Consider the following 22,939-nt stretch of genomic DNA (forward strand, 5'->3'; position numbering starts at 1 on the left):
GATGACGAACACCTTCGGACTCAACCTCCCGGACTACCCCTGGGACCGACTCACGGAATACCGCAACCGGGCCGCCGAGCATCCCGACGGAGTGTGCGACCTGTCCATCGGCACGCCCGTCGACCCCACCCCCGAAGTGATCCGTCGTGCCCTGTCGGAGGCCGGAGATGCGCACGGCTACCCGACGACCGCCGGAACGGCGCAGCTGCGTGAAGCCATCGCCTGGTGGTATGAGAACTGGCATTCGGTCGACCTCGACCCCGCTGCCGAAATCCTGCCGACCGTCGGCTCGAAGGAGCTCGTCGCCTGGCTGCCCACTCTGTTGGGGCTGCGCGAACGCGGGCTCGCCGTCGCCTGTCCCTCCGCCGCGTACCCGACCTATGAGATGGGGGCGACCATCGCGGGTGTCGAATGCCGCCGCATCGATGCCGCTCAGGTCGTCGACGGAGTCTCGTTGGACGGCATCGGTCTGCTGTGGATCAACACCCCGAGCAATCCGACGGGTGAGGTCCTCGACGTCGGCACCCTCGCCGAGGTGGTTCGCCGTGCTCGCGCCGCCGGAGTCGTCGTGGCGTCGGACGAATGCTACGGACTGCTCAACTGGGAATCCGATGAGCCGGCACCGAGTGTGCTTGCAGCCGCGGGGGAGTCGAACGCCGGCGTGCTGAGCGTGTACTCGATGTCGAAGCAGTCGAATCTCGCCGGCTATCGAGCGGCGTTCGTCGCCGGCGATGCCGAGCTCATCTCGGATCTCACCCGCTCGCGCAAACACGCAGGCATGATCGTGCCCTTCCCGATCCAGGAGGCCATGGTCGCCGGACTGCGCGACACGGAACACGTGCTGGCGCAGAAGGAGACCTACCGGGCGCGGCGCGAGCAGCTGCGAACTGGGCTCGAGGAGTTCGGATTCCGCATCGATCATTCGACCGCGGGTCTCTACCTGTGGTCGACAGCAGACAAGAACTGCTGGCAGTCCCTGGCTGACCTCGCCGAACTCGGCATCGTCGCAGGTCCCGGTGAGTTCTACGGATCGGCGGCTGCCGACCATGTGCGAATTGCGCTGACCGCCACCGACGAACGTATCCGGTCCGCGGCCGAGCGTCTTCGGGCCGCCGTACAATGATTGCGGGGGTGGGGTACGGCGCTTGTGAACCACCGGTTTCCGAGCGTCCGCTAAGGCACCGCTAAGACTTCGTGCAGGCCAAAAAACTGTTATTTTACCTGGTCAGAAATATTACCGACCAGTATAAGAAGCGTGCAGTGATTTTCTGATTCCCGCAGTTGTCGGTAGTCTTTGAAAGAACTGTGCAAAACACCTCAGGAAGTTCTTGGGGTCGGTCAACGGTGAGGAGATCGAATGACTTCGGAGGCGAACCTCAGGATCGCTGATACGGAGCTGACACTGCCCGAGGTGTCAGCAACGGCGGGCAACAACGGATACCGTATCGGCTCTCTGCTGAAAGAGACCGGCGCGGTCACATACGATCCAGGGTTTGCCAACACCGCAGCCACCTCGTCGTCCATCACCTACATCGATGGTGACAACGGTGAGCTGCAGTACCGCGGGTACCCGATCGAACAGCTCGCGGAACAGTCGAACTTCGTCGAAGTCTGCTACCTCCTCATCTATGGTGAGCTGCCGACGCAGGAACAGTACGACGCCTTCGACGCTCGCCTGCGCGGACACACCATCGTCCACGAGGACCTGCGACGCTTCTTCCGTGCGTTCCCGTACGACGCTCATCCGATGCCTATGGTTGCAGCCGCCGTCGCGGCTTTGTCGACGTTCTACCAAGATGACCTCGATGTCTTTGACGAAGATCAGATCGACACGTCGTCATTCCGTCTGCTCGCGAAGATGCCGACCATCGCAGCTCTCGCGCATCGGAAGAACATGGGGCTGCCGGTCATCCACCCGGACAACTCGCTGAGCCTGGTGGAGAACTTCCTGCGCGTGAACTTCGGCGTTCCCGCTGAGGAATACGAACCGGATCCGCTGGCTGTCAAGGCCATGGATCAGCTGTTCATCCTCCACGCCGATCACGAGCAGAACTGCTCGACCTCGACGGTTCGTCTCGTCGGCTCCTCGCAGGCCAACGTGTTCCAGTCGATCTCGGCCGGAGTCAACGCCTTGGCCGGACCGCTGCACGGCGGCGCGAACTCCGCCGTGCTCGAGATGCTCGAGCAGATCGCGGCCTCCGATGACGGACCGAAGAAGTTCATGGAGCGCGTGAAGAACAAGGAAGACGGCGTTCGTCTCATGGGCTTCGGTCACCGCGTGTACAAGAACTACGATCCGCGCGCGAAGATCATCAAGAAGACGGCCGACGAGGTTCTCGCCCGCTCCGGCGGCGACCCGCTGCTCGAGCTTGCTCAGCAGCTCGAGGAGATCGCGCTGGCCGACGACTACTTCGTCGAGCGCAAGCTCTACCCGAACGTCGACTTCTACACGGGTCTCATCTACAAGGCCCTCGGCTTCCCGACGAATATGTTCACCGTGCTGTTCTCGGTCGGTCGTCTGCCCGGCTGGATCGCTCAGTGGCGCGAGATGATCAAGGACCCCGAGACGAAGATCGGCCGTCCTCGCCAGATCTACACAGGCGAATACAACCGGAACTACACGGACATCAGCGAACGCTGAGTCCTTCAGCTCAGCCGGCCACACGTCAGCGACGTGACAACGGACGGTCGAGCCCCACCTCGGCGCATGTGTCGTCGAGCCCACGCAACGGCGTCGGAGCAGAATCTTCTGTCCGACGCCGTTGCGCATTCTCGGCTCGGTCTCGTGCAGGCGCTCTTTGCTCGGGCTCGTGCAGCCGCTCTTTCTCCATCCCGCACCGGTAGTGCCACTTCGCGTCGCAGGAGGCTTGTCCTACAGATACTGACGCATCCATCATCCTTCGTTGTCACATCCACCTGCAGGAACACGGTGGTATGCAAGTACGGGTGGGTGATGCGGGGCTTCCCGGCGAAGAACCGACGACGTGGGATGCCTGGCGTCGGCGAGGAGTGAATGCGCTGAGGGCGCGTCCACATGATGTGAACGCGCCCTCAGCCGCAGTGCCGCGGCGCGGTGTCGCTGCGAACGGCCAGCCTGCCGATCAGTGCAGGTCGGGGTTGAGCTCGATGCCCTTGGAGTCGCGGGCGATCGCCTCGACGGTGCCGGTGACGGAGTTGCGGCGGAAGAGGATGTTGTTCTTCCCGCTGAGCTCGGCGGCCTTGACCACGGCATCGCCTTCGCCGGGGACCGTCACGCGGGTGCCTGCGGTGATGTAGAGGCCCGCTTCGACGATGCAGTCGTCGCCGATGGAGATGCCGACTCCGGCATTCGCACCCAGCAGGCTGCCCGAGCCGATGGAGATGCGGTGAGTGCCGCCGCCGGAGAGCGTGCCCATGATCGAGGCTCCGCCGCCGATGTCCGATCCGTCGCCGACGACGACGCCCTGCGAGATGCGGCCCTCGACCATGGCAGAACCGAGGGTGCCGGCGTTGAAGTTCACGAAGCCTTCGTGCATGACAGTGGTGCCGGGAGCCAGGTGAGCGCCGAGACGGACACGGTCGGCATCGGCGATGCGCACACCGGAGGGGATGACGAAGTCCGTCATCCGCGGGAACTTGTCGAGCCCGTAGACGGCGACGGGACCGCGGGCGAGCAGTTTGGCGCGAGTGGCCTCGAAGTCCTCGGGCGAGCAGGCGCCGAAGGAGGTCCACACGACATTGGCGATATGACCGAAGATGCCGTCGAGGTTGACGTCGTTGGGTGTCACGACGCGGTGGGACAGTGCGTGCAGACGCAGGTAGGCATCGGCCGCCGAGGCGGGACCGGCGTCGAGATCGATCGTGGTCGTGACGACCTCGGAACGGGTGCCGCGGGCCTCATCAGTGCCCACCAGCGCGTCGAGTCCGTCATCGGCGGCGCGGGCGGTGGCGGCCGCCTCGGCCGTGTCATGGGTATCACCGCTGCTCAAGGCGGGGTACCAGACGGAGAGGACGGTATCGGAATGGATCGTGGCGAGTCCACGTGCGGAAACAATGCGTTCTGTCATGCCTCAAGCCTAGACGGTGGCGCCGTACTAGGCTAAGAGACATGACTGTCGATCCATCTGCTGAGACTGATGCCATATTCGCGCCTGCCGGAGACCTCGGTGAATATTTGTTCGTCGCACTGGGCGACCCGGCCGAACTCACCGGTCGTCTGTGCGCCGTCGAATCCGTGTCCGGGAACGAAACCGTCCTCGCCGATGCCGTCGTCGACGTGCTGGAGAGGATCAGCGCAGGGCCGGGGCCGGATCTGGAGATCCTCCGCGACGGAGACACCATCGTCGCGCGCACGAACCTCGGCCTGGCCGAACGCATCGTCGTCGCCGGTCACCTCGACACCGTTCCCGTCGAAGACAATCTTCCACCTGTGCGCACCCATATGACCGGAGAGAACTACCCCGCTGATGAGGTCGTCTGGGGTCGGGGCGCCTGCGACATGAAGGCCGGAGTGGCGATGCAGCTGGCCACGGCAGCCGCACTGACCGCACCGAATCGGGACGTCAGCTGGGTCTTCTACGACCACGAAGAGGTCGATGCCTCACTCAACGGGCTCGGCCGCGTCTCCCGCAATCATCCCGATTGGCTCACCGGAGACTTCGCGATCCTCGGCGAACCCTCGAACGCCTCCGTCGAAGGCGGCTGCAACGGAACCATCCGCGTCGACGTCACCACCACCGGAGTCCGCGCCCACTCGGCACGGGCATTCATGGGCGTCAACGCCATCCACTCCGCCGCCGAGGTGCTCACCAGGCTCGCCGAATTCGAGACCGACACCGTCACGGTCGACGGCCTCGACTACCGCGAATCCCTGTCCGCAGTGAACATCCGCGGGGGAGTCGCCGGGAACGTCGTGCCCGACGAATGCGTCGTCTCCGTGAACTACCGCTTCGCTCCGAGCAAGTCCGCCGCCGAGGCGGAGTCCTTCCTGCGCGAGTTCTTCACCGGATTCGACGTCGTCGTCACCGATGCCGCAGAAGGTGCGCGCCCCGGACTCGACAGGGACATCGCCCAGGACTTCATCGACACGCTCGGACTGTCCCCGGCCCCGAAACTGGGCTGGACCGATGTGTCCCGATTCAGCGCACTCGGAGTTCCGGCGGTGAATTTCGGTCCCGGCAACCCGCTGTATGCTCACAAGTCGGATGAGCATGTGAGAGTCGCCGAGGTGGAACAGGCCACCGCAACTCTGCGCCGCTACCTTCAGGGCCGGTGAATGAGATGACCAGATCGACAGACGATTCGACCGGAGACCCGGCAGGCGATCCGACCGGTGACCCCGCAGGTGATTCGGCAGATGCCCCCACCGGCGAGCCGGGCTACTACAGCAAGGGCCCGCTGCGTCTCAGCGGTGACCAGGTGCCGGAGACGACGACGGACCAGCGTCTCCTCGAATCGAAGTCCGGCACCGACTGGGTGCATGAGGACCCGTGGCGCGTCATGCGCATCCAAGCCGAGTTCGTCGAAGGATTCGGCTCGCTGGCCGAGATCGGACCGGCCGTGTCGATCTTCGGATCCGCCCGTCTGAAAGCCGGCACCCGGGCGTATGCGGACACCCGAGAGATCGCCTGCCGCCTCGCGGAGAACGGCAACGCGATCATCACCGGCGGGGGACCCGGAATCATGGAGGCCGGCAACCGCGGAGCCTGCGAGGGCGGGGGAGTGTCCATCGGGCTGGGCATCGAGCTGCCCTTCGAGACCGGACTCAACGAGCACGTCGAACTCGGCGTGAACTTCCGCTACTTCTTCGTCCGCAAGACCGTGTTCCTCAAATACTCGCGCGGATTCGTCCTCATGCCCGGCGGCCTGGGCACACTCGACGAGCTGTTCGAGGCCTTCACCATGGTCCAGACCGGCAAGATCACGTCATTCCCCATCGTGCTCGTCGGCACTGACTACTGGAGCGGGCTCGTCGATTGGATGCAGAACACCCTTCTGGCCGCGGGGACGATCAGCGAAGCGGACCTGAACATGTTCACGCTCACCGACGACATCGACGAAGTCGTTGCCGCGATCGGACCGGGACACGGCACGACCTCCGCGGTGTTCTCACCTGCGAACGGCCGACCGTGAGGGGCGACGCCACCGGCCAGCCGGAGGCCGAACGGTTCGAACTGGCCCGCGCCCGGCCCGGCACCCCGGCGATCATGGCCGTGATCAACCGCACCACCGATTCCTTCTACGAATCTGCCGCCACCCTCGATGCGGCGATCGCCGCAGTGGAGTCCGCCACCTCCGCCGGTGCTCAGATCGTCGATATCGGAGGGGTGCGTGCCGGCCGCGGTCGGGGGATCTCCGCGGCCGAGGAGATCGACCGCGTGTGCCCGACCATCGACGCCGTGGCACGGTCCCATCCGCACGTGCTCATCAGTGTCGACACCTGGCGCCATGAGGTGGCCGAGGCCGCCTGCAGGGCCGGCGCGGGACTGCTCAATGACACCTGGGCAGGGGTCGACCCGAAGCTCGCCGAGGTGGCCGCCCGGAATGATGTCGGCATCGTCTGCTCCCACACAGGCGGATTGGATCCGCGCACCGACGCCCACCGCAACCGCTATGGTCTGCAGGCAGGTGACGTCGTCGACTCCACCGTCTCCGGCGTTATCGAGCTCGCCGAGGCGGCCCTGGCAGCAGGGGTCCGCGAGGACAGGATCATCATCGACCCCACCCCGGACTTCGGGAAGAACACCTACCATTCGCTGCGGCTGCTGCGCGAACTCGAACGGTTCACCGCCACCGGCTACCCGGTTCTGCTGGCGATCTCACGGAAGGATTTCGTGGGAGAGGCCATCGGCGAGGTCGGTCCACAGGATCGACTGTACGGGACGATCGCCGCCACCGCGCTGGCCATCGAGAAGGGAGCGGCACTGATCCGCACCCACGACGTGAGAGCCACTGCCGACGCGATCGAGGTGACCGCGGCGATCACCGGTCAAGGCGCACCGAAACACACCGTGCGCGGCCTGCGCTGAACATTCCGCGCAGGCGCCTATGCGAAAATGAGGGTATGCCTCTGTGGATTGTCATCGGTGTCGCGGCCGCGGTCTTCGTCCTCGTTTTCGTCGTCGCGGCGACCTTCAACGCTTTCTCTTCCGAAACCGTCGACGAGGCCGAAGAGCGCTGGACCGGACTGCCTGCGGAGTTCACCGTCGAGGACCTGGAGTCGGTGCGATTTCGGCCCGCACTGCGCGGCTACCGCATGGAAGACGTCGACGAGGCCATGGCGATGCTACGCGCACGCCTGAGCGAACTCGAATCCGCAGCTGCTTCTGACGGACCGGAAACGGCTGCCGGACCACGATGAGTCGCCCTGCAGACCTGCCCGGAATCACCCTCGCCCCCGAAGTCTTCGACTCCTCCCGCTTCAGCCGCTTCAGCGCTCTGTTCATGAGCCTGCCCGTGTGGCTGCAGGCGGTATCCGTGTACTTCGTCTCCCGCGTCGTGAGCATGTCGATCTTCGCCGCGGTCCTCAAACGTCAGGACCCGGCGAACTGGTCATCGTCGCCGGTGACGACGACGCTCAATGACTTCCTCAACTTCTGGGACGGCGGCTGGTACGGTCGCGTCGCCGACGAAGGGTATCCTCGCGTGCTGCCGCTCGACGAGTCCGGAGCTGTCGCGGAGAACCAATGGGCGTTCTATCCGCTGCATCCCTCGATCGTGGCCACTGTCTCCGACCTCACCGGGCTGAGCTACGAGGTCATCTCGCCGATCGTGTCCACGATCGCCGCGGGTCTGGCCTCGATCGTCATTCTCCACCTCTTCCGCAAATACGTCGATGCCGGTCAGGCGCTGATGGGACTGGCTCTTGTCATGTTCTTCCCGCCGGCCGCGATCTTCTCCACCGGATATGCCGAATCTCTGACTCTTCTGCTGCAGGTGATGGCGCTCTTCCTCGTCGTCGAGCGACGCTATCTCACCGCGATCCCGGTCGTGACCTTCATGGATCTGTCGCGGCCGATCGGCGTCGCGTTCTCGTTCTTCATGCTCTTCCACCTCATCGACCGCTTCCTTCGCCGCCGCAGCGATCCGTATCCGACCGGCGAGGTGGTCCGGTCCTGGACGCTGGGCGTGGCCTCGTGCGCGGCGGCACTCATCCACCCGATCCACGCGTGGTGGGCGACCGGATCGCTGACGGCCTATACCGACACCGAGGCGGCCTGGCACACCGGCGAGACCACGTTCGTCGTCCAGTGGGTGGCAAGGTCGATCAGCCTCATCGGTCCGCTCGGGCCGGTGCTGCTCGTCATCGTCATCGCCGGAATGCTCGCCCTGATCTTCTCACCGGCGGGAGCGCATATGGGGCGGACGCTGCAGCTGTTCTGCCTCGGCTACGGGCTGTATCTGCTCATCTTCTTCAATCCCCAGACCTCCACCCTGCGTCTGCTGCTGCCGCTGTTTCCGATGGCGCTGACGCTGGCGCTGGTGCGCTCACGAGGGTATCGGGCCGCGATGCTGGTGGCCTATATCCTGCTTCAGATCGTGTGGGTCGCTTATCTGTGGCACTTCACTCCGCCCGCCGACCTGCCTCCGTGATCTCCAGCTGACCTGCCTCCGTGACCGTCAGCCGATCCGCGCCGCGACTGCCCACAGGGTCGAAGAGTTGCGAAGAGTTACCGGGAACGCGCGGATCATGGAATAATCGTACGTACATCATTCGGTCCACCTGGTGTGAACCGTCTTTGCATGACAACGGAAGGAAGAGCCCATATGGCAGCCCAGAAACCCCGCACCGGCGACGGACCTCTGGAAGTGACCGAAGAAGGCCGAAGCATGGTGATGCGGCTTCCAGTCGAAGGCGGCGGTCGCCTGGTGATCGAACTCAGCAGAGACGAAGCCACCGGACTCCACGACACTCTCGCCCAGACACTGGGGCTCTGAGCCGACGGCCGCAGCACACGGCCGAGCGGACACTCACGAACAGCAGAGACTTACCTGTAAGTCTCTGCTGTGCTCGTTTCACCGGGCCTTCTGCAGAAGCAGCAGCCCTTCGCCGATGGGCAGCAGCACCCGTTCGAGGTTCTCCTGTTCTGCGATGCGGTTGAGCATGCTGCGCGCAGCCTGGGTGCGAGGACTGCGATCGACGGGATCTGCGACAGCGCCTTTGAGGAGGGTCTTGTGGATGACCAACAGGCCCTGAGCGTCGAGCAGACGCAGGGAGGGCTCGATCATCCTCTCCAAACTGCCCGGCTCCACGTCGATGAAGACCATGTCATAGGCCGACGGGGCGAGTCGTTTGAGCACCTCTTCGGCACGGCCGCTCATCAGACGCAGCCGACCAGGTCTGATTCCGGCCATGTCGACGAGATCCCGTGCGGCGCTCTGGGTCGTGGAATTCGTGTCGATCGACGTCAGTATCCCGGCGTTGGGCATGCCGCGCAGCAGCGACAGGGTCGAGGTTCCGACGCCGGTGCCGACTTCGACAGCCGCGACCGGCGTGAGGAGGCGGGCCAGGAGAGTCAGGGTCTTCGCCGTGGTCTGGGAGACCGGGCCGATCCCGAACTCATGTGAATGGGTGCGAGCGGCGTCGAGCAGCGGATCGGGACCGTTGAACTGTTCCGAGAAGGTGAGATCACCTGCATTTTCGCGTGCCAACCGGCCCCTCCCTTCTGGTGCTGAGTCTTCCCAAGTCTAACCGCATCCGGGTTCGATTCCGTGGGTGCGCCACAGCTGATCGAGTTCGTCGACGTCGAGGAACGCCGAGCGTTCGACGCGCTCATGCGTATGGGCGGTGCCTTCGTCGTCCCAGTGGGTGCGGGCTCGAGCGAAGATCTCGGGCGGCAGGAGACCGGTCGCATCGACGACTCGCCACCACGTGACGTTCGACCCGAATTCCCGCATCACCCGACCGACGTAGCGGGGTGAGCAGTCGGCGACTGCGCCGACCGTGCCGTAGGCGACGACACGAGCGGCGGGAACGAGCTCGACGATGCGCAGCACCCGTTCGACGGCTATCTCGTCCACTGCACCTCCCGGCGGGATCGGATTGTCGAACCTGTGCTGACCATGAGTCGATGCTACCGCCGTCCACGGTAGACTTGAGACCATGTTCGGTATCAACGGCACCGAAATGGTGATTCTGGTCGTTGTGGCCTTGGTCGTCATCGGACCCAAACGCCTGCCCGAATACGCTCAGAAGCTGCGGGACCTCGTGCGACAGATGCGTCGCATGGCCGAAGGCGCGAAGGACAGCGTCCGACGCGATTTCGGCGACGACTTCAAGGACGTGGACTGGCAGAAGCTCGACCCGCGTCAGTACGATCCGCGCCGGATCGTGCGTGAGGCCCTCGTCGAAGAGGACGCGGCCATCCGCGAGTCCAAGCGTCAGGAACGTTCCACTCAGGAAACGTCGCCCGCTGAGTCCGCAGGCGCTGTGACGTCGACTCAGACCGACACCGAGGCGACCCCTGCCCGGGAGAAGTCACCCATCGAACGGTTCCAGGCCCAGGTCACCCTGCGCGACCGTGCCGACGCGGCGCCGTTCGACCCCGAAGCCACCTGAACCCGGGGCCATCGAACAGCACCGCAGCGACACCGACTCACACCGGGCTCAGGCCCAGAGATCTGCCGGACAGGCCCCGAGTGCGTCGCTTGAGCGACTCAGCGAGAGAGTCGAAAGCCTGCGCCGCAGGCGAATCGGGGCTGCCGAGCACGACCGGGGTGCCCGCGTCCGATCCTTCCCGCAGACGAGTGTCCAAGGGAATCTGAGCGAGCAGCGGAACCTCGTGTTCGAGGGTGGCGGTGAGGTTCTCGGCCACGCTGGCACCTCCGCCGGAGCCGAACACCTCCATTCGAGTGCCGTCGGGCATCTCCATCCACGACATGTTCTCGATGACTCCCGCCAGCGTCTGCTTCGTCTGCGTGGCGATGGATCCGGCGCGTTCGGCGACCTGTGCGGCCGCTGACTGCGGTGTGGTGACGACGAGGAGTTCGGATGCGGGCAGCAGCTGTGCCACGGAGATGGCAATGTCACCTGTGCCGGGAGGCAGATCGAGCAGCAGCACGTCGAGGTCGCCCCAGAACACATCCGTGAGGAACTGCTGCAGGGCGCGATGGAGCATCGGACCGCGCCAGACGACAGCCTGGCTCGCAGGGACGAACATGCCGATGCTCATCACCTTCACGTCATGGGCGACCTGCGGCAGGATCATCTCATCGACTCGGGTCGGCTTACCGGAGAGACCGAGCATGCCGGGGATGGAGAAGCCGTAGATGTCGGCATCGACGACGCCGACGCGCAGACCCTTCTCCGCCAGGGACACGGCGAGGTTCGCCGTCACCGAGGATTTGCCGACTCCGCCCTTTCCGGACGCAACGGCATAGACCTTGGTCAGAGACTCAGGACGGTTGAACGGAATATCGCGGGTGCCGGAGCCCTGCAGCTTCTCCTTCATCGCCTTGCGCTGTTCGGGGCTCATCGTCCCCAGCACGACAGCCACCTCGGTGACTCCGTCGACCCGGGCCACCGCGGCCTCCGTGTCCTTGGTGATCGTGTCCTTCAGCGGGCACCCGGCGATCGTGAGGAGAACCGTGACGGTGACCTTGCCGCCGTCGATGCCGATCGATTCGACCATGTCGAGTTCGACGATGCTGCGGCGGATCTCCGGGTCGATGACCCCGGTCAGCGCCTGTCTCACAGCGTCCACAGAGGGACCAGTCATACCCACGTCCTTTCGTTCCCGGGTCCGTGCTCCCGGGCCTTCAACACTACCTATCGGCGGTCGTCTCGTCATCCGCCGCGAGGGCCGCCTCGCCGCTGTTCGGAGGGTCGGGAATCGACGTCGCCGTCCTGCTTCTCCTCTTCCAGCTCCTTGAGCAGATCTTTGAGCTCCGAGCGGATGAAGTCGCGGGTGGCGACCTCACGCATGGCGATGCGCAGCGCCGCGACCTCCCGTGCCAGGTACTCGGTGTCGGCGAGGTTGCGTTCGGCACGCTGCCGATCGTGTTCGAACTCGACGCGGTCCCGGTCGGTGCTGCGGTTCTCCGCGAGCAGGATCAGCGGGGCTGCGTAGGAAGCCTGCAGGGAGAGGATGAGGGTCAGCAGAGTGAAGTTCAGCGACCTCGGGTCGAACTGCCACGACTCGGGCAGCAGGGTGTTCCACAGCAGCCACACGGCACAGAAGACCGTCATCCCGACGAGGAACGCCGGAGTGCCCATGAACCGGGCAAAGGCTTCGGCCCCGCGGCCGAAGGTCTCGGGGGAGACGGTGAAGCTCGGCAGTCGGCGTTTGCTCGACCTCGGGATCTCGAAATCATCGACGGCCATCTCTACCCCCTGCTGCGATCGTCACGACCGGTGGTTCGCCAGTCCTCGGGCAGAAGCTCGTCGAGGACGTCATCGACGGTGACCACACCGACGAGGCGATCATTGTCATCGGTGATCGGCACCGACACCAGATTGTACGCGGCCAACAGCTTCGCCACCTCACCGAGGGGAGTCTCCGGCGACAGAGGTTCGACCTCGGTGTCGAGCATGATGCCGACCGCCTCGTGCGGCGGATGGCGCAGCATCTCCTGGATGTGGACGAGACCCAGATACTTGCCCGTCGGAGTCTCCACGGGCTGACGGCAGACGAAGACCGCTGCGGCCAGGGCCGCCGGCAGGTCTTCCCGACGCACATGGGCCAGCGCCTCGGCGACCGTGGCCTCCGGGGTCAGGATCACCGGTTCGGTCGTCATCAGACCGCCCGCAGTGTCGTCATCGTAGGCCAGAAGCGTCCGCACATCTTCGGCCTCATCGGGCTCCATCAGCGTCAGGAACCGTTCGGCCTGATCATCACTGAGCTCGCCGAGGAGGTCAGCCGCGTCATCGGGCGCCATCTCCTCGAGCACGGTCACGGCTCGTTCGGTCTCGAGTCCCGCGAGGATCTCGATCTGGGTCTCGGCCGGCAGCTCCTCGACGACATCGGCGAGGCGTTCGTCATCGAGGGCACGGGCGACCTGCAGGCGGCGGGACGAGTTCATCTCGAAGAGCACATCGGCGAGGTCGGCAGGCTTCGTGTCCTGATAGGCGGCGATGAGCTGGGTGGCTTCCTGGTCGACCTCGGAATCCACCGGATGGTCGGCGTCCGTCCAGTCGATCTGCTTGGTCTCACCACGGCGGCGGAACGCGGCGAAGGCGCTGCGTTCGGGCACGCGCCGCACGAACAGTCGGGTGACCTCCCAGTCCTTGTTCACCTGCTGTTCGATACCGACATCTTCGATGAGCACCGGTGAGTTGTCCTCCCGCAGGCGCAGACGCCGGTCGAGCAGATCGTTCATCACCAAGGTCTCGGACTCGCGCTGCTCGAAGCGCCGCATATTCACCAGACCGGTGGTGATGACCTGCCCGGAGTCGATTGCGGTGACCCGGCCCATCGGCACGAAGACACGGCGCCGTCCCGGCACCTCGACGACGAGGCCGATGACTCGAGGGGACTGCCGCATCGTCGCACGGTAGACGAGAACGGCGTCGCGGACACGGCCGACCTGATCTCCGAGAGGGTCGAACACGGGGGCGGAGACGAGTCGAGCGACGAAGACTCTTTTCGGTGGACCACTCATGGTCTCAGACTACGTGGTGCGTGGAGATTTCAGTGGTCGCTTCCAGGAATTGAATCCAGATCACATCCGCTGCAGGTGGACGCAGCGGGCGTCGGGTTCCATCCGGACTCTTCTCCTATTCATCAAGCCGTCCTAACTGCTTCATCTCGTTGTCGCCCCATCTCCCTAGGGTCATCTCTCGGCAGAACCCGCCACAGTCGAATACAGGAGAAATCCATGCAGACACGACGAATCCGCCCGCGCACCGCCGCCGCAGGTTTGGGGGCCTGCGCCGCGCTCTCGCTCTTCGCCCCGCTTCTCTCACCGACGGAGGCGGTGGCAGCGGACGCTCCGGCCGAACTCTACGAGGGCCACGTCCAGGTCGACCGCGGCAAGGCCGCCGACCCGCAGAAGTTCACCGGTCAGGTCTTCGACGACGTCAATGAGAACTCGAAGCTCGACGGTGATGAGGAGGGCGTCTCCGGCGTCGCGGTGAGCAACGGAGTCGACGTCGTCCTCACGGACGGAGACGGACGCTACGCGCTGCCCGTGCGAGAGAACATGACCGTCTCGATCACTCAGCCCGCCGGATGGCAGGTGCCCGTCGATGAGGACATGATCGCACAGTTCAGCTACAACCATCTGCCGGAAGGCTCCGGAGACCTCGAGTTCGGAGGCATCGAACCGACCGGTGAGACACCGAAGGCCGTGAACTTCCCGATGATCGAGTCGCAGGCTTCGGCGCAGGACGACCAGAACTGCCCGATCGCCGCCGATACCCAGGCGTATGACACGACCGAGATGGGCTATGCCCGCGACGGTGCCGTCGGCGACCTCGCCGATCGCAGCGACTACGGGGCGTGTGGCGTGCTTCTGCTCGGCGACAACGTCGGTGACGACCTCAGCCTCAATGACGAACTGCGAGACATCTACTCGCAGATGAATGGCCCCGTGCGAGTGGCACCGGGCAACCACGATCAGGACTACGACGCGGTCGATGACTCGCACGCCCTCGACACCTTCCGCGACCAGTTCGGGCCCTCGTACTTCTCCTACGAGGTCGGCAAGACCCACTTCGTCGTCCTCGACAGCATCGAGTACGAGGGCAAGGCGAACCGGAAGAAGTACAAGGAGAAGATCAGTCAGGAGCAGCTGACCTGGCTGGAGAACGATCTGCAGAACGTTCCGCGGAACGCTCAGGTCGTCATCGCCACCCATGCGCCCATCCTCACGCACAAAGACGTCGTCGTCGACAATGCGAAGGACTTCTACGACGTCATCGCCGACTACCCGAACGCCGTGACCGTGGGCGGACACACGCACACTCAGGAGAACCTCGTGGCAGGTCAGACGCGGAAGGAATGGGCCGCGGCCGGGATCGAGAAGCTGCCGAATACACAGATCGTGGCCGGCGCCGTCTCCGGAGACTGGTACTCCGGCGGGCTCAATGCCGACGGACTGCCGTACGCATTCACCCAGGACGCGTCGGAGCCGGGCGTGCTCACCCTCGAATACGACGGTAGCTCGCGCAGCGAACGCTACACCGTGCGGGGCGAGTCCGAAGATCACCAGCTGCTGCTCGGAGTGAATTCGCCCGAGTGGCGCGATTGGGCGCAGAAGGCGCAGGAGTGGCAGGACGCGGACAGGGAAGGCGATGCCCCGGAGGCGGTGTCCGAACGCGTCGTCACCCGCGATGACCTCAGGCAGGGCGAGACCTGGCTGACCTCGAGCTTCCTCGCCGGCACCGCAGACGCCCGCGTGGAGGTCAGCTTCGACGGCAAGGCGCCGAAGCGGTCCGAGCACACTCAGCCGGGCAAGGGCGAAGCCTTGGCCAAGGGCTGGGAATACACCGATCCGTACACGGCCTCGCAGAACCTGCGGACGTCGGGCAATGTGGGCCGGTCGAGCTCGCATCTGTGGCGGACCGCGATCCCGTCGGATCTCGATCTGGGCACGCACACCGCCGAGGTGACCGGAACCGATCGCTACGGTCGTGACTTCACGCAGACGGTCCGGTTCACCGTGGTCGAGGACGAGGCTGCGGCGAAGGCCGAATCGCAGAAGCTGCTGCCTCAGGACGGCTTCGACGCCCAGCAGAAGAAGGAAGTCCGGGACCCGTCGGGTCTCGACTCCGACGAGGCTCAGTCGGCTCGCAACGACTGAGCGCTGAAGAAGGAGCTGAAGCTCAGCGCGGCAGACGGATGACGATGTCTGCGAGCTGCGGAGAACTGAGAGGAGCGGGGCCCGCCGAACGGCGGGCCCCGTCTCCGTGATCAGAGTGCGGTGAACTCCGAGCTGAAATCCGGTGCGATCTCGCTCAGCGTCGGCGGCTGTCCCCAAGCGCCGTCGACGGGGGTCGCCGAAGCATGGGCGTCGAGGATCGCCAAGCTCAGCGCATCGGCCGCCGCAGCGGAGATCATCACGAGCTCTCGGGTAGCGGCGTCACGGTTGGTGGGCAGATCCTGGGCTCCGGTGGCGATGCCGAAGACCGTATCGCCGTCGAAGAGAGTGTGCGAAGGCTGCACGGCTCGCGAGATGCCGGCATGTGCTCCCGAGGCCATCCGTGTGGTCTGGGCCGGATCGAGTCGCGCGTCGGTGGCGATGATCGCGATCGTCGTGTTCTTCGCCGAGGATCCCGAACCCGGTGACGGTGCGGCGGGAAGTCCGTGGACCGTGGGCAGATCGAGACCGACTGAGCGCAGCAGCGGGTCCAACCACAGACCGCCCGACGGTGTGCCGATCGTCCCCAGCGAATTCGCTGCCACAAGAGCCGCGACAGTGGTCCCGCTGGGCAGACGGACGGCGAAGGAACCGAGTCCTCCCCGCAGGGTCTGAAACCCGGACCGAGCTCCTGTACCTGCTCCGATGCTGCCTCGGACTTCGCCCGTTCGGCCGGAGAGCGCCGCGCGTGTCGCCTGTGTGCCCTCGTCCGGCTGCGGCGGGGCGAGGGAACCGTCCCCGCGGCCGAGATCGTAGATCGCGGCCGCGGGAACGAGCGGAATGACCGTATCGGCCAGTCCGGGAGCGGGGAACCCGAGTCCCGCCTCGGCGAGGGTGTCGACGACACCGGATACGGCGCCCAAGCCGAACGCGGAGCCGCCGGTGAGGACGATGGCATCGGCACCGTAGGAGTGTGTTCCCGGCGCGATGACATCGGTCTCACGGGTGGCGGGACCGCCGCCGCGGACATCGACGCCGATGGTCGACCCGGGTGGGGGCAGCACAGTGGTGATCCCGGTCAGGCGGGCGTCGGTGAGCTCACCGGCATGACCGAGGCGCATGCCGGGGATCTCGAGGATTCCGCGCCCGCGGACCGGGCCGGAGCATGCGTCCCAACCCGGCCTGCTGACGGCACCCGGGGTCATCAGCGGTCCTGGTGCCGTCCCTGCACCCAGGCTTCGACCTCGGTTCGGGTGCGGGGGAAGTCGGCGGAGAGATTCTCCACTCCGTCGGCGGTGACGAGCACGTCGTCCTCGATGCGGACACCATTGCCGCGGAACTCCTCGGGCAGCAGCAGGTCATCGGACTTGAAGTACAGTCCGGGTTCGATGGTGAAGATCATTCCCGGCTCGATGGTGGCGTCCAGGTACATCTCCGCTCTCGCCTGCGCGCAGTCATGGACGTCGAGGCCGAGGTGGTGGCTGGTGCCGTGGACCATCCACCGGCGGTGCTGCTGTCCTTCCGGCGACAGCGAAACGGCGGCGGAGACCGGCAGCACGCCGAACTCTTCGAGACGCGTCGCGATGACCTCCATGGCCGCCTCGTGGACCTCTCGGAACTTCACGGGACGGTCGGTGTGTTCGGCGGCCACGGCGAAAGCGGCGTCGGAGGCTTCGAGTACGGCATCGTAGATCTTCGCCTGCACCTGACTGAATGTCCCTGAGACGGGCAGGGTGCGCGTGATGTCCGCTGTGTAGAGCGAATCCGCTTCGGCTCCGGCGTCGACGAGGATGAGGTCACCGTCCCGGACCTGGCCGTTGTTGCGGATCCAGTGCAGTGTGCAGGCATTGTTGCCCGAGGCGGCGATCGTGTCATAGCCGACCCCATTGCCGTCGGAGCGGGCAGCGGTTTCGAACGCGGTTTCGACGATTCGTTCTCCCCGGCGGTGTCCGAGTGCGGTCGGCAGCGATGCCACCACATTGTCGAATCCGGCTCGGGTGATGGCGACGGCTTCGCGCAGCTGGGCGATCTCGTGGTCGTCCTTGATCAGGCGCAGCTCGGAGAGCATCTGGGCCAGTTCCGCATCTCCGGCCTCGGACGTCTCGAGATCGGCCTGGACCTGGGTGCGAGCGAGGTCGATGACTCCGTCGATGCGAGTGTCGGCCTGACGGACGAGGCGGACGGAGATGGCACCGAGGTCTTTCGTGATGGCGTCATCGACGGTGGCGGAGTTCGCCGTGGCGATGCCGGTCATGAGGGACATGGCCTCGAGGTCGGCGCGGGGTCCGACCCAATATTCGCCGTAGCGGGAATCGGAGAAGAACTCTTCGGTGTCGGCGCCGGCTCGAGGACGGAAGTACAATGTCACGTCGTGGCCGTCGCCCTCGGGTTCGAAGACGAGAACGGCGTCGGGCTCGGAATCGGCCTCCAGGCCGGTGAGATGGATGAACGCGGAATGGGCACGGAAACGGTAGTCGGTGTCGTTCGAGCGGACCTTGAGTCCGCCGGCGGGAACGACGAGCCGCTCACCGGGGAAGGCTGCCGAGACGGCGTCGCGGCGTGCCGGGGTGAAACCGGCGGCGGCGAGAGCCTCGGCATCGAGAGGTGTGCGATGCCAACCGGAGGCGACGAAGTCGCGGAAGGCGGTGGAATTCGGTCGATGCGAGCGATTGTTCACGCGGTCTGCGAGGTCCTGTGTCGAGTCTGGGAGTTCTGAATTGTGCTCTGTCATACCGCCAGTCTAGACGGGTGGAGTGACATGGAGTGCACATGTGGAAGTCGGAACGACAGATGCAGATACACTGTGACCATGGTCATCGATCTCCATGTGCACACCGCATTCTCGGACGGGACCCAGACTCCTTCCGAACTCATCTCAGAAGCCTCGATGGAGGGCATCGACGTCGTCGGACTCACCGACCACGACACCACCGCCGGTTGGACCCTTGCCGAAGATGCTGCCCGCGTCTACGGGCTCGGACTGGTGCGGGGAATGGAGATCTCCTGCCGCTACGAGGGCATCAGCGTGCACCTTCTGTCGTACCTGCACGACCCGTACAATACGGGTCTGGCCGAAGTCGTGCAGGAGACGAGGCGGGCCCGCCTCGACCGCACACACCTCATCATCGAAAGATTGGCCGAAGACTATCCGATTGATATGGATGCGGTGCTCTCGGTCTCCGGCGAAGACGCCACGATCGGACGTCCGCATATCGCCGATGCGCTGGTGGCAGCCGGTGTCGTCGAGTCCCGCACCGAAGCGTTCACGTCGATTCTGTCGAGCCACGGAAAGTACCATGTGTCTCTGCCGACGATCGACCCGATCACTGCGATCGGACTCATTCGCGAAGCCGGGGGAGTCTCGGTCTTCGCTCACCCGCGCGCGGCCATGCGCGGCCGGGTGGTCCCTGATTCGGCGATCACCGATTTCATCGCCGCAGGCCTCGACGGACTCGAGGTCGACCACCGGGACAATCCTCCGCAGGAGCGCGAAGCGATGCGGCGGCTGGCGCACGAGCATGACCTCATCATCACCGGCTCGAGCGACTACCACGGCACGGGCAAACCCAATCGTCTCGGCGAGCACGTCACCTCCGACCATATGCTCGCAAAGCTGCTCGAACGCGCCGCGTCACGGCCTGGTGGGGTCGACTTCATCCAGGGCTGAGCCCATACGACAGACCGGCCACGGGCGCGAGAAGTCCGACAGACTGGAAGACGAGCAGGACCGGCGCCGCATCGACATCGACGAGGGGCCCGACCACTCGGTCGGGCCCCTCGTCGGGGTTGTGCGGGGACTCGGTCTCGCCCGCGGACGGATCAGTCCTCGTTGGAGTCGGCGGACGCCGGGCCGCCCTGACCCGACTGTCCGCCCTGCGCACGGTTGACCGGCTTGCCGCCGCGGGTGCGGCGACGATTGCGCTGGCGACGCGGTTTGCGGCCGTCCTCACCGGCTGCCGACGAGGCGTCACGACGTTCGGATGAGCCGCCTCGGCGAGAGCCGGAACGGCTGCGGCCGGATCCGCGACGTTCGGATCCACGGCCCTTTCGTTCTCCGGTGGACTTCTCGTCCTCTGCATCGGAGTGCTGGCGCGGCAGGCGGCCCTTGGTGCCCTTCGGGATGCCGAGGTCGGAGAAGAAGTGCGGGGACGTCGAGTAGGTTTCGACTGGTTCGTCGAAATCGAGTCCGAGGGCCTTGTTGATCAGTCGCCAGCGGGGCATGTCATCCCAGTCGACCAGGGTCATGGCGACACCGGAGTTGCCGGCTCGACCGGTACGTCCGATGCGATGGACGTAGGTCTTCTCATCCTCAGGGCACTGGTAGTTCACGACATGGGTGACATCGTCGATGTCGATACCGCGGGCGGCGACATCCGTGGCCACGAGCACGTCGACCTTTCCTTCGCGGAAGGACTTCAGGGCCTTCTCACGCTGTGACTGGCCGAGGTCCCCATGGAGGGCCTTGACCGCGAAGCCGCGATCCTCGAGCTCGGCGGCGAGCTTGTCGGCGGTGCGTTTGGTGCGGGTGAAGATGATCGTGCGACCGCGGCCCTCGGCCTGGAGCATGCGGGCGACGAGCTCGGACTTGTCCATCGAATGGGCACGATAGACGAACTGAGTCGTGTTCTTGCCCGTCAACGACAGATCCTCATGATCCTGAGCGCGGATATGGGTGGGCTGATTCATATAGCGGCGGGCCAGGGTGATGACCGCGCCAGGCATGGTGGCGGAGAACAGCATCGTCTGACGGTGCGCGGGCACCGCGTTGATGATCTTCTCGACATCGGGCAGGAAGCCGAGGTCGAGCATCTCGTCGGCCTCATCGAGGACGACGGTGCGGACGCGGTGGAGTTTGAGGATCTTGCGACCGTAGAGGTCCAGGAGGCGACCGGGGGTGCCGACGACGACGTCGACGCCGGACTTGAGACGGTTGATCTGCGGGTCGAAGTCCATGCCGCCGTAGATGGTCATGATATCGATGTCGCGCTGCACCGAAGCGGTGACGAGATCGGCCGCGACCTGCTTGGCCAGCTCACGGGTGGGGACGACGACGAGAGCCTGCGGCAGCCGAGTGCCCTTGGCATCGTTCAGGCTGTCCGGAGTCGATTCGGGGTCGGTGGTCACCGAGGCGTCTTCGGTCTTGCCGACGACGCGCTGGAGCAGGGGGATTCCGAATCCCAAGGTCTTTCCGGTGCCTGTCTTCGCCTGCCCGATGATGTCGGCTCCCGACAGCGCCACGGGCAGAGTCAGCGCCTGAATGGGGAAGGGGTGGGTGATTCCTGCCGAGGCCAGCGAGGCCACGATCGGTCCGGCGACTCCCAGCTCCGCGAAATCCGCTTCTGTCTCCGCCATATTCCAAACTCCTTTTAGCGCGTCTGCGCTTGTCATGGTGCGAACCGGTAGTCTTGCACTATGCCCGATTCTGTCCCATTGGCCGGTAATGATGCTGCAACGCTCGCACTTGTCGCGTTCGGCGAGCTGACCGGTTTCGAACGTATGGCCACAAACGCGACGACCGCAGCGGATCTGGACGACAAGGTCATCCTGGCGCGGCTGGCCTCTCAGTCATTCGCGAACTTCGAACAGCTCTCACAGCACATCGATCAGATGGGCCAGGATGTGATCGAGCTCTGTCAGCATTTCGAACCGACCTTCAGCACTCTGGCTGAAAGGACTCGTCCTCGCGACTGGTACGAAAGCCTCATGAAGGGATTCGTCTTCGACGGAATCATGAATGATTTCTACCGCACGGCGGTGAACGAACTCGCGGAGCCCGGATACAGCCTGGCTATTGCAATTCTCGATGATACACGTGCCAGCGAATATGCGCGCAATCGTCTGACCTCCGAAGTGGCCGTCGACACACAGTTGGCCTCACGGCTGGCCCTGTGGGGTCGCAAGCTCGTCGCTGAGACCCTGGGGCGGGCCCGCAGTCTGCTCACCGACCCGTTCCTCGGCCTCGACGAAGATCTCGTCGTCGAACTGATCCCGGCGGTGACATCGAACCATTCGAAGCGGATGTCGGCACTCGGCCTCGTCGCCTGACTCCGCATTCCGACGCCGGATTCCACGGCGGGCCCGCGATCATTCGGCTCGCGGACGACTCAGCGAGGGACCTGCGAATCGCGGCGGACGCAGCACAGCCCCGGTCACGATGACCGGGGCTGTGCCGCTGTTGAGATGCAGCTCAGGCGCTGAAGCCCACACGACGCGAGGTCTCGGCACCGATTTCGAGGTAGCCGAGCGAAGCGGAGGGAACGAAGACCTGACGGCCCTTCGTGTCGGTGAAGGTCAACAGCCCCTCGGACTGGATCTTCTCTTCGATGCGGGCGGCGAGAGCCTTCGCATCCTCGTCCGTTTCGACGATGATCTCACGCTGGGTCTGCTTGACGCCGATCTTGATTTCCATGGTGCTCCTTGTGCCGATGCTCGGTGACCGATGACGGATGGGACTGTGTTCAGCTTAACGTCCGCAGGCAGGGGTTTCTTCCCCGCGGATTCCGCTGAGGGCTGAGGGACGGGTGCGAGCTCAGCGTTCGGCGAACGAGCGCAGGCCGCCCCAGCTCATCTGGGTGAGCAGTTCGACGGCCGTGTCGACGTCGATGCCGCGCTGGGAGTCGATCTGTTTGACGACGACCTCAGCGGTGCCGATGAGAGCCCGACACAGAAGCTGCGCCTCATCGTCGCTGACGCGAGCGAAGTTCTTCAGTGCGGAGACGACGCGTGTCGCCGAACTCTCGCGCAGTGCGCGCAGCTTCTGCTCGGCCTTCGGCTCGTAGACATCCGAATTGAAGATGATGACGAACTCCTCGCGATGTGAGACCACGAAGTCGAAATAGGCACGGTACGTCGCGTGGATCTGCTCATGCGGATCGGTCGTCGACCCCAGAGCCTCGGCCAGGCGGGAGTCGAGGTGCGCCGCCGAGGAATCGATGAGGGCCAGATAGAGGTCCTGCTTGGAATCGAAGTGCTGATAGAGCACGGGCTTGGACACACCGGCAGCCTCGGCGATCATGTCCATCGAGGTCGTCCGATATCCACGGGTGGCGAAAACGGAGCGCGCGACACCCACCAATTGGTCGCGGCGCTGGTCACGGGGCAATCTCTGTTGTGGACTCGACATTCTTCAATGCTACGCGAAGTCCGGCCGTGCTCCGGGCATCCGCGCTGGCTTCGACGACGCGCCGGCTGCGGATTCGGAAGTCTCATGTCAGCGTGCCGT

General features: G+C 65.0%; 23 protein-coding genes. 12 read left to right on the forward strand and 11 right to left on the reverse strand.

The window, feature by feature from the left end:
* Position 1 precedes the first annotated feature (1 nt).
* Positions 2-1,123, forward strand: coding sequence for a succinyldiaminopimelate transaminase (gene dapC / locus BLIN9172_RS03640; RefSeq protein ID WP_101553892.1), 1,122 nt, complete (start codon positions 2-4; stop codon positions 1,121-1,123).
* Between the two features lie 234 nt (positions 1,124-1,357).
* Entirely contained in the window at positions 1,358-2,641 is a 1,284-nt protein-coding gene (locus BLIN9172_RS03645; protein WP_101553893.1) for a citrate synthase, read from the forward strand.
* Positions 2,642-3,101: 460 nt separating this feature from the next.
* On the opposite strand, the gene dapD is transcribed toward BLIN9172_RS03645, so the two are convergent.
* On the reverse strand, positions 3,102-4,046 hold the full coding sequence (gene dapD, locus BLIN9172_RS03650; protein ID WP_101553894.1) for a 2,3,4,5-tetrahydropyridine-2,6-dicarboxylate N-succinyltransferase: 945 nt from the start codon (positions 4,044-4,046) through the stop codon (positions 3,102-3,104).
* 41 nt (positions 4,047-4,087) lie between these two features.
* On the opposite strand from dapD, the gene dapE reads away from it, so the two are divergent.
* The 6 genes from dapE to BLIN9172_RS03680 all read left to right on the forward strand — a co-directional run bounded on the left by dapE (position 4,088) and on the right by BLIN9172_RS03680 (position 8,916).
* Complete coding sequence (gene dapE / locus BLIN9172_RS03655; RefSeq protein ID WP_101553895.1) at positions 4,088-5,254, forward strand: succinyl-diaminopimelate desuccinylase; 1,167 nt, start codon at positions 4,088-4,090, stop codon at positions 5,252-5,254.
* 5 nt (positions 5,255-5,259) lie between these two features.
* A complete protein-coding gene (locus BLIN9172_RS03660; RefSeq protein WP_101553896.1) occupies positions 5,260-6,111 on the forward strand; it encodes an LOG family protein in 852 nt (283 codons plus the stop codon).
* Positions 6,108-7,007, forward strand: a complete 900-nt coding sequence (gene folP / locus BLIN9172_RS03665; protein ID WP_240811971.1) for a dihydropteroate synthase — start codon at positions 6,108-6,110, stop codon at positions 7,005-7,007. Before BLIN9172_RS03660 ends, folP begins: the two co-directional genes overlap by 4 nt.
* Positions 7,008-7,042: 35 nt before the next feature.
* Entirely contained in the window at positions 7,043-7,339 is a 297-nt protein-coding gene (locus BLIN9172_RS03670) for a DivIVA domain-containing protein (protein WP_025776973.1), read from the forward strand.
* On the forward strand, positions 7,336-8,571 hold the full coding sequence (locus BLIN9172_RS03675) for a hypothetical protein (RefSeq protein ID WP_101553897.1): 1,236 nt from the start codon (positions 7,336-7,338) through the stop codon (positions 8,569-8,571). Before BLIN9172_RS03670 ends, BLIN9172_RS03675 begins: the two co-directional genes overlap by 4 nt.
* A 174-nt stretch (positions 8,572-8,745) precedes the next feature.
* Positions 8,746-8,916, forward strand: coding sequence for a DUF3117 domain-containing protein (locus tag BLIN9172_RS03680; RefSeq protein ID WP_064485784.1), 171 nt, complete (start codon positions 8,746-8,748; stop codon positions 8,914-8,916).
* Positions 8,917-8,994: 78 nt separating this feature from the next.
* Here the strand turns inward: BLIN9172_RS03680 and BLIN9172_RS03685 are convergent, their stop codons facing one another.
* Entirely contained in the window at positions 8,995-9,630 is a 636-nt protein-coding gene (locus tag BLIN9172_RS03685) for an O-methyltransferase (RefSeq protein WP_025776971.1), read from the reverse strand.
* A 36-nt stretch (positions 9,631-9,666) separates the two neighbouring features.
* Positions 9,667-9,999, reverse strand: a complete 333-nt coding sequence (locus tag BLIN9172_RS03690) for an MGMT family protein (protein ID WP_025776970.1) — start codon at positions 9,997-9,999, stop codon at positions 9,667-9,669.
* 82 nt (positions 10,000-10,081) lie between these two features.
* Between BLIN9172_RS03690 and BLIN9172_RS03695 the strand changes: the two genes are divergently transcribed.
* Positions 10,082-10,537 (forward strand): twin-arginine translocase TatA/TatE family subunit, encoded by a 456-nt coding sequence (locus BLIN9172_RS03695; RefSeq protein WP_025776969.1) that lies wholly within the window; start codon positions 10,082-10,084, stop codon positions 10,535-10,537.
* Positions 10,538-10,574: 37 nt separating this feature from the next.
* Here BLIN9172_RS03695 and BLIN9172_RS03700 read toward each other — a convergent pair whose 3' ends face one another.
* From BLIN9172_RS03700 to BLIN9172_RS03710, 3 genes are all read right to left on the reverse strand, one after another.
* Positions 10,575-11,696 (reverse strand): Mrp/NBP35 family ATP-binding protein, encoded by a 1,122-nt coding sequence (locus tag BLIN9172_RS03700; RefSeq protein WP_101553898.1) that lies wholly within the window; start codon positions 11,694-11,696, stop codon positions 10,575-10,577.
* 68 nt (positions 11,697-11,764) lie between these two features.
* Entirely contained in the window at positions 11,765-12,301 is a 537-nt protein-coding gene (locus tag BLIN9172_RS03705) for a DUF1003 domain-containing protein (protein ID WP_025776967.1), read from the reverse strand.
* A gap of 2 nt (positions 12,302-12,303) precedes the next feature.
* Complete coding sequence (locus BLIN9172_RS03710; RefSeq protein ID WP_025776966.1) at positions 12,304-13,578, reverse strand: magnesium transporter MgtE N-terminal domain-containing protein; 1,275 nt, start codon at positions 13,576-13,578, stop codon at positions 12,304-12,306.
* 216 nt (positions 13,579-13,794) lie between these two features.
* Here BLIN9172_RS03710 and BLIN9172_RS03715 point away from each other — a divergent pair, with 216 nt between their 5' ends.
* Positions 13,795-15,720, forward strand: coding sequence for a calcineurin-like phosphoesterase C-terminal domain-containing protein (locus tag BLIN9172_RS03715; protein WP_101553899.1), 1,926 nt, complete (start codon positions 13,795-13,797; stop codon positions 15,718-15,720).
* Between the two features lie 110 nt (positions 15,721-15,830).
* Here BLIN9172_RS03715 and BLIN9172_RS03720 read toward each other — a convergent pair whose 3' ends face one another.
* Positions 15,831-16,922, reverse strand: coding sequence for a P1 family peptidase (locus BLIN9172_RS03720; protein ID WP_101553900.1), 1,092 nt, complete (start codon positions 16,920-16,922; stop codon positions 15,831-15,833).
* Entirely contained in the window at positions 16,922-18,448 is a 1,527-nt protein-coding gene (locus BLIN9172_RS03725; RefSeq protein WP_101553901.1) for an aminopeptidase P family protein, read from the reverse strand. Before BLIN9172_RS03725 ends, BLIN9172_RS03720 begins: the two co-directional genes overlap by 1 nt.
* Positions 18,449-18,526: 78 nt before the next feature.
* Here BLIN9172_RS03725 and BLIN9172_RS03730 point away from each other — a divergent pair, with 78 nt between their 5' ends.
* Positions 18,527-19,384: a PHP domain-containing protein gene (locus tag BLIN9172_RS03730; RefSeq protein ID WP_101553902.1), complete on the forward strand. Its 858-nt coding sequence runs from the start codon at positions 18,527-18,529 to the stop codon at positions 19,382-19,384.
* Between the two features lie 152 nt (positions 19,385-19,536).
* On the opposite strand, the gene BLIN9172_RS03735 is transcribed toward BLIN9172_RS03730, so the two are convergent.
* Positions 19,537-21,069, reverse strand: coding sequence for a DEAD/DEAH box helicase (locus BLIN9172_RS03735; protein WP_101553903.1), 1,533 nt, complete (start codon positions 21,067-21,069; stop codon positions 19,537-19,539).
* A 60-nt stretch (positions 21,070-21,129) separates the two neighbouring features.
* Between BLIN9172_RS03735 and BLIN9172_RS03740 the strand changes: the two genes are divergently transcribed.
* Complete coding sequence (locus BLIN9172_RS03740) at positions 21,130-21,762, forward strand: ferritin-like fold-containing protein (RefSeq protein ID WP_025776960.1); 633 nt, start codon at positions 21,130-21,132, stop codon at positions 21,760-21,762.
* 142 nt (positions 21,763-21,904) lie between these two features.
* On the opposite strand, the gene BLIN9172_RS03745 is transcribed toward BLIN9172_RS03740, so the two are convergent.
* Both BLIN9172_RS03745 and BLIN9172_RS03750 read right to left on the reverse strand, forming a co-directional pair.
* On the reverse strand, positions 21,905-22,126 hold the full coding sequence (locus BLIN9172_RS03745; RefSeq protein ID WP_025776959.1) for a DUF3107 domain-containing protein: 222 nt from the start codon (positions 22,124-22,126) through the stop codon (positions 21,905-21,907).
* A 120-nt stretch (positions 22,127-22,246) separates the two neighbouring features.
* Entirely contained in the window at positions 22,247-22,840 is a 594-nt protein-coding gene (locus BLIN9172_RS03750) for a TetR/AcrR family transcriptional regulator (protein WP_240811972.1), read from the reverse strand.
* Positions 22,841-22,939: the final 99 nt, after the last annotated feature.

Origin of the sequence: Brevibacterium linens ATCC 9172 (assembly GCF_900169165.1) — a bacterium.
GTDB classification, from domain to species: Bacteria; Actinomycetota; Actinomycetes; order Actinomycetales; family Brevibacteriaceae; genus Brevibacterium; species Brevibacterium linens.

Coding starts and splice junctions, on each gene's coding strand:
- BLIN9172_RS03660 (WP_101553896.1), top strand. CDS start 5,260: ATGACCAGATCGACAGACGATTCGACCGGAGACCCGGCAGGCGATCCG.
- BLIN9172_RS03670 (WP_025776973.1), top strand. CDS start 7,043: ATGCCTCTGTGGATTGTCATCGGTGTCGCGGCCGCGGTCTTCGTCCTC.
- dapE (WP_101553895.1), top strand. CDS start 4,088: ATGACTGTCGATCCATCTGCTGAGACTGATGCCATATTCGCGCCTGCC.
- BLIN9172_RS03695 (WP_025776969.1), top strand. CDS start 10,082: ATGTTCGGTATCAACGGCACCGAAATGGTGATTCTGGTCGTTGTGGCC.
- BLIN9172_RS03720 (WP_101553900.1), bottom strand. CDS start 16,922: ATGACCCCGGGTGCCGTCAGCAGGCCGGGTTGGGACGCATGCTCCGGC.
- BLIN9172_RS03705 (WP_025776967.1), bottom strand. CDS start 12,301: ATGGCCGTCGATGATTTCGAGATCCCGAGGTCGAGCAAACGCCGACTG.
- BLIN9172_RS03645 (WP_101553893.1), top strand. CDS start 1,358: ATGACTTCGGAGGCGAACCTCAGGATCGCTGATACGGAGCTGACACTG.
- BLIN9172_RS03725 (WP_101553901.1), bottom strand. CDS start 18,448: ATGACAGAGCACAATTCAGAACTCCCAGACTCGACACAGGACCTCGCA.
- BLIN9172_RS03735 (WP_101553903.1), bottom strand. CDS start 21,069: ATGGCGGAGACAGAAGCGGATTTCGCGGAGCTGGGAGTCGCCGGACCG.
- BLIN9172_RS03730 (WP_101553902.1), top strand. CDS start 18,527: ATGGTCATCGATCTCCATGTGCACACCGCATTCTCGGACGGGACCCAG.
- dapD (WP_101553894.1), bottom strand. CDS start 4,046: ATGACAGAACGCATTGTTTCCGCACGTGGACTCGCCACGATCCATTCC.
- BLIN9172_RS03750 (WP_240811972.1), bottom strand. CDS start 22,840: ATGTCGAGTCCACAACAGAGATTGCCCCGTGACCAGCGCCGCGACCAA.
- BLIN9172_RS03680 (WP_064485784.1), top strand. CDS start 8,746: ATGGCAGCCCAGAAACCCCGCACCGGCGACGGACCTCTGGAAGTGACC.
- BLIN9172_RS03715 (WP_101553899.1), top strand. CDS start 13,795: ATGCAGACACGACGAATCCGCCCGCGCACCGCCGCCGCAGGTTTGGGG.
- BLIN9172_RS03675 (WP_101553897.1), top strand. CDS start 7,336: ATGAGTCGCCCTGCAGACCTGCCCGGAATCACCCTCGCCCCCGAAGTC.
- dapC (WP_101553892.1), top strand. CDS start 2: ATGACGAACACCTTCGGACTCAACCTCCCGGACTACCCCTGGGACCGA.
- BLIN9172_RS03745 (WP_025776959.1), bottom strand. CDS start 22,126: ATGGAAATCAAGATCGGCGTCAAGCAGACCCAGCGTGAGATCATCGTC.
- BLIN9172_RS03710 (WP_025776966.1), bottom strand. CDS start 13,578: ATGAGTGGTCCACCGAAAAGAGTCTTCGTCGCTCGACTCGTCTCCGCC.
- BLIN9172_RS03740 (WP_025776960.1), top strand. CDS start 21,130: ATGCCCGATTCTGTCCCATTGGCCGGTAATGATGCTGCAACGCTCGCA.
- BLIN9172_RS03700 (WP_101553898.1), bottom strand. CDS start 11,696: ATGACTGGTCCCTCTGTGGACGCTGTGAGACAGGCGCTGACCGGGGTC.